The sequence below is a fragment of the Clostridium nitrophenolicum genome, from assembly GCF_055391695.1.
In genome coordinates, this window is the sequence record NZ_AP042469.1 from 1,940,433 (window position 1) to 1,954,002 (window position 13,570).

At 31.5% G+C, this 13,570-nt stretch carries 13 protein-coding genes; all 13 read left to right on the forward strand.

Translation table 11 applies throughout. The annotated features are described in order from the left end of the window. Positions 1-47: 47 nt before the first annotated feature. The 13 genes from ACZ5N4_RS09030 to ACZ5N4_RS09090 all read left to right on the forward strand — a co-directional run bounded on the left by ACZ5N4_RS09030 (position 48) and on the right by ACZ5N4_RS09090 (position 13,300). Positions 48-1,685 carry an ABC transporter permease gene (locus ACZ5N4_RS09030; protein WP_464209168.1) on the forward strand — a complete coding sequence of 546 codons (1,638 nt, stop codon included), beginning with the start codon at positions 48-50 and terminating at the stop codon, positions 1,683-1,685. Continuing rightward, on the forward strand, positions 1,685-2,374 hold the full coding sequence (locus tag ACZ5N4_RS09035; RefSeq protein ID WP_464209170.1) for an ABC transporter ATP-binding protein: 690 nt from the start codon (positions 1,685-1,687) through the stop codon (positions 2,372-2,374). The genes ACZ5N4_RS09030 and ACZ5N4_RS09035 overlap by 1 nt, the downstream gene beginning before the upstream one ends. A gap of 204 nt (positions 2,375-2,578) precedes the next feature. Beyond that, positions 2,579-3,139: a nitroreductase family protein gene (locus ACZ5N4_RS09040; protein ID WP_464209172.1), complete on the forward strand. Its 561-nt coding sequence runs from the start codon at positions 2,579-2,581 to the stop codon at positions 3,137-3,139. Positions 3,140-3,680: 541 nt separating this feature from the next. Then, positions 3,681-3,857, forward strand: coding sequence for an aspartyl-phosphate phosphatase Spo0E family protein (locus tag ACZ5N4_RS09045; protein WP_464209174.1), 177 nt, complete (start codon positions 3,681-3,683; stop codon positions 3,855-3,857). A 185-nt stretch (positions 3,858-4,042) separates the two neighbouring features. Beyond that, positions 4,043-4,384: a PadR family transcriptional regulator gene (locus ACZ5N4_RS09050; RefSeq protein ID WP_464209176.1), complete on the forward strand. Its 342-nt coding sequence runs from the start codon at positions 4,043-4,045 to the stop codon at positions 4,382-4,384. After that, the gene (locus ACZ5N4_RS09055) at positions 4,375-5,694 is read left to right on the forward strand and encodes an FtsW/RodA/SpoVE family cell cycle protein (protein ID WP_464209178.1); all 1,320 of its coding nucleotides are present in this window, start codon (positions 4,375-4,377) and stop codon (positions 5,692-5,694) included. Before ACZ5N4_RS09050 ends, ACZ5N4_RS09055 begins: the two co-directional genes overlap by 10 nt. A gap of 100 nt (positions 5,695-5,794) precedes the next feature. Next, positions 5,795-6,496, forward strand: coding sequence for a response regulator transcription factor (locus ACZ5N4_RS09060; RefSeq protein WP_464209180.1), 702 nt, complete (start codon positions 5,795-5,797; stop codon positions 6,494-6,496). Between the two features lie 80 nt (positions 6,497-6,576). Then, positions 6,577-7,500, forward strand: coding sequence for an ATP-binding cassette domain-containing protein (locus ACZ5N4_RS09065; protein ID WP_464209182.1), 924 nt, complete (start codon positions 6,577-6,579; stop codon positions 7,498-7,500). After that, positions 7,493-8,239, forward strand: a complete 747-nt coding sequence (locus ACZ5N4_RS09070; protein WP_464209183.1) for an ABC transporter permease — start codon at positions 7,493-7,495, stop codon at positions 8,237-8,239. The genes ACZ5N4_RS09065 and ACZ5N4_RS09070 overlap by 8 nt, the downstream gene beginning before the upstream one ends. Positions 8,240-8,258: 19 nt before the next feature. After that, entirely contained in the window at positions 8,259-9,158 is a 900-nt protein-coding gene (locus ACZ5N4_RS09075; RefSeq protein ID WP_464209185.1) for a sensor histidine kinase, read from the forward strand. A 466-nt stretch (positions 9,159-9,624) separates the two neighbouring features. After that, complete coding sequence (locus ACZ5N4_RS09080; RefSeq protein WP_464209187.1) at positions 9,625-10,908, forward strand: GntP family permease; 1,284 nt, start codon at positions 9,625-9,627, stop codon at positions 10,906-10,908. 83 nt (positions 10,909-10,991) lie between these two features. After that, the gene (locus ACZ5N4_RS09085; protein ID WP_464209189.1) at positions 10,992-12,134 is read left to right on the forward strand and encodes a glycerate kinase family protein; all 1,143 of its coding nucleotides are present in this window, start codon (positions 10,992-10,994) and stop codon (positions 12,132-12,134) included. Between the two features lie 152 nt (positions 12,135-12,286). Continuing rightward, positions 12,287-13,300, forward strand: a complete 1,014-nt coding sequence (locus ACZ5N4_RS09090; RefSeq protein WP_464209191.1) for a CdaR family transcriptional regulator — start codon at positions 12,287-12,289, stop codon at positions 13,298-13,300. The last annotated feature ends 270 nt before the right edge of the window (positions 13,301-13,570 follow it).

A 13,570-nucleotide genomic window follows, 5' to 3' on the forward strand; every position in this document is an offset into this window, starting at 1 on the left:
AGGGGCTGCTTTTTTTAGAAATTACAGAAGGAGTGAGATTAGATAGAGTGAAAAATCTAAAATTTAATTTTAATGCCTGGTCGATTTTAAGCTTTATATTTATATTACTGGTAGTATTACCTAATTTAAATATATTCATCAATATATTTAATAAGTCAAATGAAAATTGGCTTCATATAAAACAATATCTTCTGAAAGATTATATAATAAATTCAATAATATTAGTTTTATTTACATCTATATTTACTATTGTAATTGGAACAAGTTTATCTTGGATAATTTCAGCATATGATTTTCCTCTTAGGAAATTTTTTAAGTGGGCGTTAATATTACCGCTAGCAATACCACCTTATATTGCAGCGTACACCTATAATGGAATTTTAAATTACACAGGTATTATTCAAAAGACCTTAAGAGATATCTTTAACATAAAGGTGAATCCAGAATACTTTAATATTATGTCAATGAAGGGAGCTGTATTCATATTTACTATGTTTCTATTCCCTTATGTATATATAATTACAAAGTCTTTTTTACAAAAACAATCTGCAGCTTTAATAGAAAATGCTAGACTTCTAGGAAAAAACTCTTTTGAACTCTTTTTACAAGTAGTTCTCCCTATATCAAGAGGTGCAATTATAGGAGGAGCTAGTTTAGTTATACTAGAAGTTTTGAATGATTATGGAGTTGTCAAATACTTTGGGATACCTACCTTTAGTACTGCAATTTTTAAGACTTGGTTCGGTATGGGGGATACGGATTCAGCTGTAAAACTGTCAGCTATATTAATGTTTTTAGTATTTTGTGTTTTGATGGTTGAAAGGTTTCTAAGAGGAAGGAAAAGATTTAGCTACACCACTACTAAAGTTAGACCAATAGTACGTAAAAAGTTAAAAGGCTTTAAAGCTATATCAGCACTTATCTTTTGCTTTGGAGTTTTTACCTTAAGTTTTTTAATTCCCACTATTCAGTTGATTGGATGGAGTTTACTTACTTATAAAAGCATTTTAAATATGAAGTTTTTAGGACTTATGTTTAATTCCTTGATTATCGCATTATTTTCATCTTTTCTTATTGTAATTGCAGCAGTTATAATTGCAAATTACTGCAGAATAAGTGAAGGCATACTTGCTAAAATATATTCAAAGGTTACTTTAATAGGTTATTCAATTCCAGGAGCAGTCATATCAATAGGAGTGTTACTATTCTTTATAAATTTAGATCGCAACTTGTATCCTTTTTACGAAATGATAAATGGTAGTTCTCGTAAGCTAATCTTAAGTACAAGTATAGTAATGCTTATTTTTGCTTATATCATGAGATTTTTAGCTATAGGCTATAACTCTATAGAGGCTGGTTTCGAAAAAATAGGGAAGAGATTTTTTGAAGCTTCCAGAATGCTAGGAATGAATGTAACAGAAACCTTTTTCAAGGTTGATTTTAAAATGATAAAGCCTGCAATTTTAGGAGGATTTCTTCTTACATTTGTGGATATATTGAAGGAATTACCACTTACTTTAATTCTAAGACCATATAACTTTAACACCCTAGCTACTAAGGCTTTTGAATATGCTAATGATGAAATGATTCATGAAGCTTCTATAGCTTCGCTAATAATCATAATTGTAGGTTTTTGTTCCATTTACTTCTTTTATAAAATAGGATATAAGGAGGAGGACATATAATGTTTGTTGAAATTAAAAGATTAAGTTTTAAATATAAAAACTCTAAAGAAGATACTATAAAGAATTTTAATTTAGACATAGAAAAAGGAGAAGTTGTTTCTATTTTAGGAGAAAGTGGAAGTGGTAAAAGTACTGTACTCAGATTAGTAGCAGGACTGGAAACTCCAACTGGTGGAATAATTAAGATAGATGACAATATTATAGTGGACGAAAGTTTATTTATACTTCCAGAAAAAAGGGGAATAGGAATGGTATTTCAAGATTATGCACTATTTCCGCATATGACAGTAGCTAAAAATATTAAGTTCGGATTAAAAAAAATAAGTAGTAAAGAAAAAGATAAAAGACTGGAAGAGGTCTTAGCGTTAGTTAATCTAGAAAAATTTAGAGATAGATATCCTTATGAATTAAGTGGAGGACAACAGCAAAGAGTAGCTATAGCTAGATCTTTGGCACCAAAGCCGTCACTGCTGTTATTGGATGAGCCTTTTAGTAATCTAGACGCGAATCTTAGATGTAAAATCAGAGAAGAATTAAAAAGTATAATAAATAGAGCTGGTATAACATCAATTTTTGTTACACATGATAAAGAAGATGCTAGAGCTATAGCGGATAAAGTAGTAGTTTTAAGTGAAGGTGAGATAGTTCAAGCAGGAAGGGTTAAAAACATTCTATCTAGCGGTTATTGAACTAACGAATTTTGTTTTGTGCTTAGAAATAGAAATACGGACATTCTAATACCTCACCAGGTTAAAACCTGAAGGGGTATTTTATTTATATAGTATTATTTTTGTAACTATATATTTTAAAAGTGCGTACTTGCATTCAATAGGTATAATAGTATAATTGTAACTAAACGCAAAATAAAAAAGCAATACGAGGAGGATTTCAACATGAATGAAACTTTAAAAAGTATAAGAAATAGAAGAAGTGCAAGAAGTTATCTACCAGAACAGATTAAAGATGAAGAATTAAAGGCTATAATAGATGCAGGTATTTATGCACCAAGCGCTACGAATAAACAACCATGGCACTTTACTGTAGTACAAAATAAGGACCTTATTGATAGACTAAGTGACGGATTTAAAGAAATTGCAAGAAAATCAGATAATGAGTATGTTAAAAAATATGGTGAAAATGAAAAATTTCATGTGTTTTATAATGCACCAACAGTAATATTAGTATCCGGTGATGAAAGCAATAACTATGCTTCAGTTGATTGTGCAGCAGCAGTAGAAAATATGCTTATAGCAGCAGAATCCTTAGAAATTGGATCTTGTTGGGTTGGATTTACTGCTTATCTGTTAAATAGTGAAGAAGGTAAGGAATTTGTTAAGGAACTTGGAATACCAGAGGGCTTCAAACAAATACACTCAGTAGCTCTTGGATATAAAAAGTTTAATTTGACCAAAGCACCTGCAAGGAAAGAAAATACAGTAAATTATATAAAATAGTATAACATAAAAATAGTCTAAGAATTTGATTTTATTAATTCTTAGGCTATTTTTAATTAAAGGAAATAAATATATATTATAAAGCACTTGGATAGCTCTAAGTGCTTATTTAAATGTAATAAATTAGAAACAGTTACTTAACAAACAAGACATGGTTTCGTAATATTTGTAGTTTACAATAATTTTATCCTAAGTTATTAAGAATTAGAAAAAGTTATTCTTAATAATTCCCTTAAAAGTTAAATTTATTGATTTAAGCACTGGTGAAATACTGGTGCTATTTTTTTATTAAACAAGGAAACAAGATATAGATATCCAACCTGGATGCTTGACTTAGTAGAGGGATTCATAGGGGTACCTCTTATGTACTGCCAAATGTACCCCTATGAATACCTTGGTTAAGTCAATTATCGAAGTTGGATATCTATATGTTAAGTATCTATACGAGCTAAATGAAGGACATGTAAATTAGAATTTATATTGCGAACAGATGATTAATTTAACTCACAGCCGGTAAAACTATTGCTTGGAGGTGTTTTGAATGTCAGAATTAGAGGATTTACTAAAAGACGTAAATACATTAAGGGCAAACTTAGAACAATTAATAGAACTAAAAGAAGGCAACTTAATAGATTCAGAAGTAGTTACAGCTAGTAAAATATTAAACGCAGCACTAAATCAATATAATAAATTTATAAATGATAAGATGAAAAAATAAAGTTGCACAAACTGGATACCTTTTTAATAACAGGAGAGTTAATCATCAGGTTAGCTCTAATTTTTTCTAAGTATATAAATTACCATCAAATAAGTAAAGCTTGAAATAAATAGGAAATAAGTGTATATTTATATATAGATATTCGATGCATAGATTTTCTATGTATCGTAATTGGAGGTGACAATATGGCAATAAATAAAGAGCTTATGAAAGGAAGTACTGTGATTTTAATTTTAACACTTTTAGACAGAAAAACTATGTATGGCTACGAAATGATAAAAGAAATAGAATTAAAATCTGATGGAGTGTTTACTTTTAAGGAAGGAACCTTATATCCCATACTTCATTCTCTAGAGGGAGAGGGGATGGTGGCGAGCTATTGGACAGAAACTGATGGTGGCAGAAAAAGAAAGTATTACAGGATCACTAAGGCTGGAAGAGAGTATATGAAAGAAAAGCAGGAGGAATGGAAAGTGTTTCGTTCAGCGGTAGATAAAGTGATTTGGGAGGGGTTTGTATGGGGATAAATAACTCTAAAATAGATGAATATATCAATGAAATTTGCAGTCATGTTAGATATAAACAGGCACATAATGAGATAAAGGCAGAGCTATTAGATCATTTTGAAGAAAAGCTTGAAGAACAAAGGAAAGAGGGAATAGAAGAGAATGAGCTGGTGGAAAGAGCTCTTAAAGATATGGGAGAGGCTGAACTTATAGGAAAGCAGCTAAATGAAAGTCATAAAGCAGCTCCAGAGATAGGGATTATTCTTTTAACAGTTGTATTTTCATTTATAGGGATGTTTTCAATTTATTTTATTGTAGCTAATGGAATATCTCCGAATATGACCATTTTTTACAAAAATACAGTATTTAATATATTGGGTTACTGCATAATTGCTGTATTGTACTTTTTCGACTATAGAATATTGGAGAGATATTCAAAAAAAATTTATAATGTAGTTACAGTAATACTGATTTTACAAATGTTTATGGGAGATTATATTAATGGCAGAAAAAGCTGGATTCATATAGGAGTTATCAGCATTGATATCATAGAGATAAGTCTATTTTTTTATGCTATTGCTCTTTCTAAAATATTAAAGGAATTGGATTGGAAATATACAAAGCAGTTTATCCGTGGATTTATTATGGCTTTTTTACCACTTCTATTATATTCAGCTTTAAGAGTAAGAATAGCTGAAGTGATTTACATGGTATTGTTCTTAACTCTTATGATTGCAACAAAATCAAAGTTGAGATACATTATTTCTGCAATAGGAATACTTATTACAGGTGGAATTTATTATCTTGTTTCAGAGCCATACCGTACACAGGCTATTTTTAGTTTTTTACATCCAGAACAAGATCCTTTAGGGTCAGGATATATTAACTTTCAAATTGCAAAGCTTATAAAATCAGTAGGGTGGTTTGGACATGGATTTACCTTTCCACAGAAAATTATTCCACAAGTACAAAATGATTTTATACTTACATATATAATTTATACCTTTGGATGGATAGCAGGAATTGCAGTTATAGTACTTGTTTTTGTATTTATAGCACGTATGTTTATAGCTGCCAAAAAGGTTAAGGACAAATTTGGAAGTCTTATTATACAGGGCTTTATGTGTATTTTTTCATTAGAATTTGTATGGAATATACTCATGGTATTAGGACTTGCACCTATAATATCAGTGAGTCTGCCTTTTATAAGCTATGGAGGAACAAGTGCGATAACACAGATGGCGGCAGTAGGTCTCATACTTAGTATCTACAGGAGAAAAAATCTATCTAATATTACAACAGTAAGCATAAAGAGTGAGAATATTGTATAATGGGGAAGCAGTTATTGTATTAAAAAAGCATATCAACTTTACAGAAGTGGAAAACTTTGATAGATTTTGTTTATAATCTATCTGAGGGGGAGATTTAAGTATGAGAGATAACGTAAATATATTAATTGTAGAAGATGATTCAGATATAAACAATCTTTTGCATAAAATATTAAGTAAAAATGGTTACAACATCAGATGTGCCTATTCAGGTTCAGAAGCTAAGATGTGTTTTGATAACTATGATTTCCAGCTGGTTTTACTGGATTTAATGCTGCCTGGAGCAACAGGGGAAGAACTTATAGAGTATATAAGAAAAATTAATACAGTGCCAATCATAGTTATATCTGCAAAACCTGGGCAGGACATAAAGATAGATGTTTTAAAACTAGGAGCAGATGATTTTGTATCAAAGCCTTTTGATGCCTATGAGGTTTTGGCAAGGGTTGAAGCACAATTAAGACGTTATATTGAATTTTCAAATACCAATGAGAAACCGAATGTTTTAGTACATAAAAATTTAACTTTAGATACTGAAACTCTGGAAGTTGCAGTTAATGGACAGCCTATTTCACTAACTGCGAGAGAATTTTCCATACTTCAAATTTTAATGTCTTATCCAAGCAAGGTCTTTACAAAGGCAAATTTATTTGAACATGCTTGGAACGCTGAGTTTTTAGGTGATGATAATACAGTTAATGTTCATGTAAGCAACCTTCGATCAAAAATAGCTAAAGTTGACCCAGATACAGAGTACATACATACGGTATGGGGCATTGGGTTTAAGATGAGTGATAAAACTTAATACTTTCTTAAACCTTTCTTTAAGCTTTCTTGTATATTTTATTCTAATATGTAAGTATACAAAGAAGGAGGAGATACTAATTGAACGCAACTGTACTGAAAACTAAAAATTTAACTAAAAAATATCGCAGTTATGCTGCAGTAAATAATGTAAATATGGAGATTAAGCAGGGAGAGATATATGGCCTTGTTGGTAAAAATGGTGCAGGAAAAACTACTTTACTCAGAATGATAACTGGACTTACAATGCCAACAAAGGGAGAAATTCAAATCTTTGACGAAACATCAGAAGCAGGATTAAACAAAGCCAGAATGAGAACGGGATGTATTATTGAGACACCAGACTTTTTTCCATATTTATCTGCAAGGAAAAATCTTGAGTATTATGGAATTCAAAGAGGAATTGTAGAAAAAGAAGCTGCTCATCATGCACTGGAGATAGTTGGGCTTTTGAATACTGAAAAGAAAAAGTTCAAAAACTTTTCCCTTGGAATGAAACAGCGCTTAGGATTGGCTCTAGCTATCATGGCAAGTCCTGATTTACTCATTTTAGATGAACCTATAAACGGACTTGATCCTACAGGAATAGTAGAAGTAAGAGATATTTTACTAAAGTTAAACAGAGAAAGAAATACCACAATTATAATATCAAGCCACATATTAAGCGAGCTAAGTCAGCTGGCAACTACCTATGGGTTTATTCATAAGGGTGAATTTATAGAGCAAATATCAGCAGTAGATTTAAAAGAAAAATGCAAAAACTACCTATCAATTAAAGTAGATAATACGGAAAAAGCAGCAGCTCTAATAGAAAATCAGCTTAAATGCAGCAATTATGAAGTGCTTGGCGATAACGAAATAAGATTATATGAGAAAGTAGATAAACCTGAAATTATATCAATGGCCATTGTTAATAATGGAATTATGTTATACTCCATATGCCAAATGGGTTCACAATTGGAGGACTATTTTATCAATTTGGTTGGGGGGAATAAACATGATTAATTATATAAAAGCTGAACTTTACAGAAACTTTAACAGAGCATACTTCTGGGTTTACACAGGAATAATATCAGCTTTATTATTAACAATTGTTATTTTATTTAATGTAAGTTCTATACCTAGTATAAATTTAAGTGCGATAATACAGATTAGTAATCATATGGTTTTTATACCTGTATTTTTGGTGGCAGGTACTATTGAGATGGTTATAGCTGAAGAATATAAAAATAAAACTTTAAAAAACGTTATAACTTTTGGATTACCAAGAACTAAATTGATTCTATCAAAGTTTATTGTTACAGTTATTCTCTCTTTTATAGCAGCTATTATTATGCTAACTGTATTTTATGGGAGCGCAGCAGTATTGTTAGGCCTTGGAAATGGGTTCCACGGAATATTCTTAGATCACATTGCAAGATTAGCAGCAGCATTACCACTTTGGATCGCAGCTATAGCAGTAGGTATTTTTCTCAATGTTGTTATTAGCAACAGCACTATATGTGCATTTGTATATGCTGGGGTATTTTTAATGACATCACAAATTGTAAAATTATTAGCATTCCTTGTTTCGAATAAATTCAAGTATGTTTATGATAATCTTATTACAATCCAATTAAGCAAATTAGGTGGAAATATAGTATCAAAGCAGGATCTCACTTCTGCAGCCATTATAGGATGTATATATACTATTATATTCTTGATTTTTAGTATAGTATACTTTAGAAAGAAGGAAGTCAAGTAGAAAGAAAGGGGTGATATATATGGAAGTATTAACAATTACTATTCTCACAAGCATGATAATCATATTTGTCACCCTGTATGTATTGTTGCATAAAGAAATTAAAAGCATAACATGTCAGTTAAATAAAATTAACAGTATTAAAACCAATTCAAAAGTACTTCTCTCATTAAGAGATAAGAATCTAGAAAAGTTAGCTTTAGAAATAAATGAAACCTTAGAGGAAAAAAGGAAAACAGAAACTGAATATAAAAAAATAGATTTAGAACTTAGGCAGGCCATTGCAAATATGTCACATGATCTTAGAACTCCACTTACATCAATAATGGGATACATTCAACTTATTGAGGATGACAGTTTGTCAATTTATGAGAAAAAAGAATACATGGATATAGTAAAAAAGAGAGCAAAGTCTCTTCAAGCTTTAATAACCAGCTTTTATGATTTATCCAGACTTGAGGCGAAAGAATATAAATTTGAGTTTAAATCATTAAGCTTACCCAATATACTTTGCGACATAATAGCTTCCTTTTACAATGATTTCATAAATAAAGGAATAGAGCCAGCTATTGACATAGATCAAAAAGCGGCAATGGTTATTGCAGACGAAAATGCAGTAAGACGAGTATTTTCAAATCTGATACAAAATATGATAAAGTATGGAGAAAAAAGTGTATTTATATCTCTAAAGCAGCAGGATAACTTTATTATTATAGTCTTTAAAAATGATGCGCCAAATTTAAGTGTAGAAGATGCGTCACATCTATTTGAACGATTTTTTACAGTGGATCGTACAAGAAACGGAAATAATACTGGTCTTGGACTTGCTATATCAAAGCAGTTGCTTGAACAGATGGGACATGAAATTTCTGCAGAACTCCTTGATGGGAAGCTTGGCATAACAATAAAATTTAAGATGTAGGGAAACTAACTAGAAAGGTAACTTATACAGAGGGATATGTTTCCAAAGCTGAAGGTAGATTTAAAAAGTTTTTAACGTACTGAAGCTTGGAAACATATTCTAGCGTATAGGTTACCTTTCGACATTGTAGCCCTATATTTTATTTAATTCAGAGGTAGACCCCATTATTAGCACTGGATTTTTTGATGGGTCCATTCACATCAATATATTTAAAAGCTTATCTTTAGGCATGCCCACACACCACAAGATTCCTCCATCTGAGTACGGTGTTATGCGCATAAATATGTCTTTAAAATTATAACTTGAGTTGAGTTTTATACTTTAGTTACAATTTTTTATGCAAATACACAAAAAAAATCGTTACATAATCAATATAAAACTTAGTATAAATGCACTATTATTATATTAAGAAAACGTTAACGTTAATTATTAAATTAAAAGTTTAATTTACTAAGGAGGAAGCATAATGGCAGTTATTCATTGGAGTGGAGCAATATTGGGATTAGCAATTGCTATACTATTAATTTTCAGAAAGGTAAACCCTGTATATGCTCTTTTTGGTGGAGCTATTATAGGTGGCGTAGTAGGAGGAGCTAGCTTAGCTCAAACAACGCAAATAGTTATCGACGGTACTAATAGTGTAATGGGTGCAGTAGTACGTGTATTAGCGGCAGGTATATTAGCAGGAATTCTAATTGAGTCTGGTGCAGCGGAAAAAATTGCAGAAACTATAGTAGAAAAACTAGGTGAACAAAAGGCACTTTTGGCAATAGCTTTAGCGACTATGGTTATTACTGCTGTAGGAGTATTCATTGCGGTTTCAGTTATTATAGTTGCTCCTATAGCACTATCTGTAGCAAGAAGAGTTGGACTTACAAAATCATCAATACTTTTAGCTATGATAGGTGGCGGTAAGGCTGGAAACATAATTTCACCTAATCCAAATACAATTGCAGTAGCAAAAGGATTCGATCTAGATTTAGCGCAGGTAATGATAAATGGGTTTTTACCAGCAATAGTAGGATTAATAGTTACGTATTTTGTTGCTACATTGATAAGCAAAAAAGGGGAGCTAATTAAAGAATCAGAAGTTGCTGTAACAACCACTAAGATAAAGCCAAGCTTTGGAAGAGCAATGGTGGCTCCAATTGTAGCTATTATATTGTTAGCACTTAACCCTATCGGAAGTATATTGCATATAAAATTTCTAGCATCAATTAAAATTGACTCTATGATTATACTGCCTGTTGCAGGATTAATAGGATTATTGGCAATGGGACAATTTAATAAAGTTATTGATTATACAACTTCAGGTTTAAATAAAATGACAGGAACTGCAATAATATTAATAGGAGCAGGAGCAATAGCAGGTATTATTTCTAAATCTAACTTGAGCCAAGTAGTAGTACAATGTATCAAAGCAGCAGGTATTTCAGGGGTGTTCTTAGCACCAATATCAGGTATATTAATGGCAGGAGCTACTGCATCAACATCAACAGGATCAATTGTAGCAGCAGGAACTTTTGGAAAGGCAATATTATCTATGGGGGTAGCACCATTAAGTGCAGCAATAATGGTTCATACAGGAGCAACAGTTATAGACCACTTGCCACACGGTAACTTCTTCCATGCAACGGCAGATTCTGTAAAGATGAATATTAATGAACGTATGAAGCTAATTCCATATGAATCTATCGTAGGTGGATCTATGGCCATTGTAGCAACTATTATATATGGATTTTTAAGATAACTGAATTTAGAGCTTTATAACTAGAAATTCAATAAATACACAAATGAAGATCAGATGTATAAAAGAAGGTAGGAGAGTTTGATATGAAAAAAGATTTAGTTATAGTATTAGCACCAGATTCCTTTAAGGAAAGTATGACAGCAAAGGAAGCCTGTGAAGCAATGGAAAGAGGAATTAAAAAAGTAAATGCTAATATTAGTTGCATACATGTTCCCATGGCTGATGGAGGAGAAGGAACAATGCAATCTTTAGTAGATGCCACAGGTGGAGAAATATATTCTTTAAATGTAATTGGACCTCTAGGAAATGAAGTAAAAGCAATGTATGGCATATTAGGAGATGGAGAAACAGGAGTACTGGAAATGGCTAGTGCCAGCGGAATCCACTTAGTAGCAGCGGAAAAAAGAAATCCACTAGTGACAACAACTTTTGGTACCGGTCAATTGATTAAGGCATGTTTGGATCATGGAGTAAAGAAATTGTTAATAGGCATAGGTGGAAGTGCAACTAACGATGGTGGTGCTGGTGTAATTCAAGCTTTAGGGGGAAAACTTCTAGATAAAGAAGGAAAAGAGCTAGGTTTTGGTGGAGAAGAATTAGGAAAACTAACTACTATAGACTTAACAAATTTTGATGAGCGTTTGAAGGATGTTGAAATAGAAGTAGCCTGTGATGTTAATAATCCACTTTGCGGAGAAAGAGGAGCTTCCAATGTCTTTGGACCACAAAAAGGAGCAACTCCTGAAATGATATCAGTATTAGATCTTAATCTGAGACATTATGCTAGTGTGATTAAAGAACAAATGAATAAAGATGTGCTAGATATACCGGGAGCTGGAGCAGCAGGGGGATTAGGAGCGGGACTTATGGCATTTTTAAACGGCACATTAAAAAAAGGTATTAATATGGTAATTGAGTACTCCGGGCTTGAGGAAAAAGTTAAGAGTGCAGATATGGTTTGGACAGGTGAGGGAAGTATTGATTTCCAAACTCAATATGGGAAAACACCTCTTGGAGTGGCTACAATTGCTAAAAACTATAACAAGCCGGTAATTGCATTAGCTGGTAAAGTTGGAGAAGGCATAGATGTATTATATAGCAAAGGTATTGATTCAATTTTCGGCATTATGAAAGGTGTAACCACAATTGAAGAAGCACTGGAAAAAGGGCAAGAAAATATAGAAAGAACTGCTGAGAATATAATAAGAATGATTAATATAATGTAAAAATTAATTTTACAACAGAATCTCTCTGACTTTTAGTTGACTTTTAAGTATAATCTAAAGGAGGGAAGATTCTGTTTTTGATATATGCAGTTTAAGATTTTAGATGTCTGCTTATAGATGGAGGATGTGAGTTAATGAAGCTATCCAAGAATATGGCGCAAAAAATTGTTGAAGAAATGATGAATGTAATTCCTTATAATATAAATGTTATGGATGAAGATGGAATAATTGTGGGGAGTGGAGACAGTAATCGTATTGATACTATTCATGAGGGAGCTAAAAAGGCCATTAATGATCAGTCTATAAATGAGGTATACTTTGAAGGTGGAGGTATGAAGCCGGGGGTAAATGAACCAATATTTTTTGATGGGAAAGTAATTGGTGTAGTAGGTATTACAGGGCATCCAGATGAAGTTAGGAGATTCAGTAAGTTAGTTAGAGTAACTGCAAAGCTATTGATAGAACAGGAAAAAATCAATAAAGAAGTTCAAAATAAAAGATTAAATACGGAGAAATTTTATCATGAATTAGCTTATAGAAAAGCGGAATATGATAATGAGTTTCTTCAAAGAGCGAGAAACTATGAATTAGATCTAAGAAAAAAGTGTAAAGTTATATTGGTAGATGGTGATGTTAATTCAAAAGCCTTTAAAGCAATAAAGCAAAAATATGTTCATTATTCTGATCTAGAGAATGACAAAGCAGCTTTTTTTATTATAGATAACTATAGATATAATGAACTTTTAAGAGAATTACAAGAAAGTAAAGATGTAAACAAAATAAGTATTGGAGGGGAGAAAGACATAGCGGCTACCTCTTTAGAAGAGGCGGCGATGGCAGCAGAGGTTGGTGCTAAAATTAAACCATCAATCAAGATATATATTTATGATGACTTTAAGTTTTTTATACATTTAACCTATGAGTATAGAGAATCCCTTGTTTCTTTATTTTCCAACCTAAATAAATCAGGAAATAAATTGGAGCTCATAGAAACATTGCAGGCCTATATTGAGGAAAACGGGGATATTAATAACGTAGCTAATAAATTAAATATTCATCGAAATACGTTAAATTATAGACTAGATAGAATTCAGCAGCTAACAGGCAAAAATCCGAAAAAAATACTAGATTTGTTTGAGCTGCTCTGCGGATTAATTTGGAGATAAAAAGTAAATAGCATAAAGAGAACCATCAGTATTTTATAACTGATGGTTTTTTAGCTTGTAATTTTAGTGTTTAAAGCTCTCAGCTCTTTAATCTAAGAAAGAAATTTACTATAAGAATAGTTGGTAAAAATATGTAAATATTTAAATAAAATAAAGAGAATATAATAAAAAAAATCTTCATATTTTGTAATAGCAATATATTAAGAATAAGTTTGATATTATGATTACTAGTTAGTTTTAAGGTTTTTATACATAAATAGCTTTGATGCT

Excerpts from the sequence above, each read along its gene's own strand:
- ACZ5N4_RS09060 (WP_464209180.1), top strand. The coding sequence starts at position 5,795 with ATGAGAGATAACGTAAATATATTAATTGTAGAAGATGATTCAGATATA.
- ACZ5N4_RS09090 (WP_464209191.1), top strand. The coding sequence starts at position 12,287 with ATGGCGCAAAAAATTGTTGAAGAAATGATGAATGTAATTCCTTATAAT.
- ACZ5N4_RS09070 (WP_464209183.1), top strand. The coding sequence starts at position 7,493 with ATGATTAATTATATAAAAGCTGAACTTTACAGAAACTTTAACAGAGCA.
- ACZ5N4_RS09055 (WP_464209178.1), top strand. The coding sequence starts at position 4,375 with ATGGGGATAAATAACTCTAAAATAGATGAATATATCAATGAAATTTGC.
- ACZ5N4_RS09045 (WP_464209174.1), top strand. The coding sequence starts at position 3,681 with ATGTCAGAATTAGAGGATTTACTAAAAGACGTAAATACATTAAGGGCA.
- ACZ5N4_RS09080 (WP_464209187.1), top strand. The coding sequence starts at position 9,625 with ATGGCAGTTATTCATTGGAGTGGAGCAATATTGGGATTAGCAATTGCT.
- ACZ5N4_RS09040 (WP_464209172.1), top strand. The coding sequence starts at position 2,579 with ATGAATGAAACTTTAAAAAGTATAAGAAATAGAAGAAGTGCAAGAAGT.
- ACZ5N4_RS09085 (WP_464209189.1), top strand. The coding sequence starts at position 10,992 with ATGAAAAAAGATTTAGTTATAGTATTAGCACCAGATTCCTTTAAGGAA.
- ACZ5N4_RS09035 (WP_464209170.1), top strand. The coding sequence starts at position 1,685 with ATGTTTGTTGAAATTAAAAGATTAAGTTTTAAATATAAAAACTCTAAA.
- ACZ5N4_RS09050 (WP_464209176.1), top strand. The coding sequence starts at position 4,043 with ATGGCAATAAATAAAGAGCTTATGAAAGGAAGTACTGTGATTTTAATT.
- ACZ5N4_RS09075 (WP_464209185.1), top strand. The coding sequence starts at position 8,259 with ATGGAAGTATTAACAATTACTATTCTCACAAGCATGATAATCATATTT.